This window comes from Vibrio sp. 2132-1 (assembly GCF_033344315.1).
Genome location: NZ_JAWPON010000218.1, coordinates 1 through 797, shown reverse-complemented (window position 1 = coordinate 797; position 797 = coordinate 1). Strand labels below are relative to the sequence as shown.

Here is a 797-nt window from a genome sequence, read left to right as displayed (position 1 = left end):
ATGTTCGATCTCGACACCGATATCTGTACTGTCGAGCAGCATTTGGATTATGTGGCAGCGGGGCTTGTTTCGAACCGAGGCTTTCGGATTCCTGGGGTGTGGAATGCTTGGGAAGCCGGGGTTAGAGCAGTTTTGGGTCAACAAGTGTCGGTCAAGGCCGCGATAGGCCAGCTTAACTTATTGGTAAAAACGCTCAGTGGTGATGCTGACAAGCGCTTTTTCCCGACACCAGATGCGATTGCGAATGCCGACGTGAGTTTTTTGCGGATGCCGCAAAGTCGTAAAGAGACGTTGGTGCGTTTCGCTCAGTTTATGCAAAGCAACGCGGAGACGGATCCGCAACAATGGTTAGCGCTGAAAGGCATTGGACCTTGGACGGTCAGTTATGCTCAACTGCGTGGGCAATCCCAACCCGATTGCTTTTTAGATAAAGACTTAGTGGTGAAAAAAGCGATGCAGCGCTACCCATCACTCAATACGCACACCGCAGCCCCTTGGGGAAGCTACGCGACGTTTCACTTATGGAATCAATCATGAACACAGTTTATACCGAGATGCCGAGCCCACTAGGTGCGGTCACTATCCAATCTAACGCTGAGGGCTTACTTGGCATTTGGTTTGAGACTTGTACGACCAAGCCAAGTGAATTGGGGCGAAGAGATGATCAGCATCCGATTTTGCGCCAAGCCGTGACCCAGTTGGACGAATACTTTTCGGGTCTGCGCAACGAATTTGATTTGCCTTTGGCAGCGACAGGTACCGATTTTCAAAATCAAGTGTGGCATGCGTTAACGACC

At 50.6% G+C, this 797-nt stretch carries 2 protein-coding genes; both read left to right on the top strand.

What is annotated here, in order from left to right:
• Positions 1-537 (top strand): DNA-3-methyladenine glycosylase family protein (locus tag R8N47_RS24540; RefSeq protein WP_412034481.1); only part of this gene is annotated, 537 nt, incomplete at its 5' end.
• The coding region (locus R8N47_RS24535) for a methylated-DNA--[protein]-cysteine S-methyltransferase (RefSeq protein ID WP_412034480.1) at positions 534-797 on the top strand (264 nt) is incomplete at its 3' end. The genes R8N47_RS24540 and R8N47_RS24535, both read left to right, overlap by 4 nt.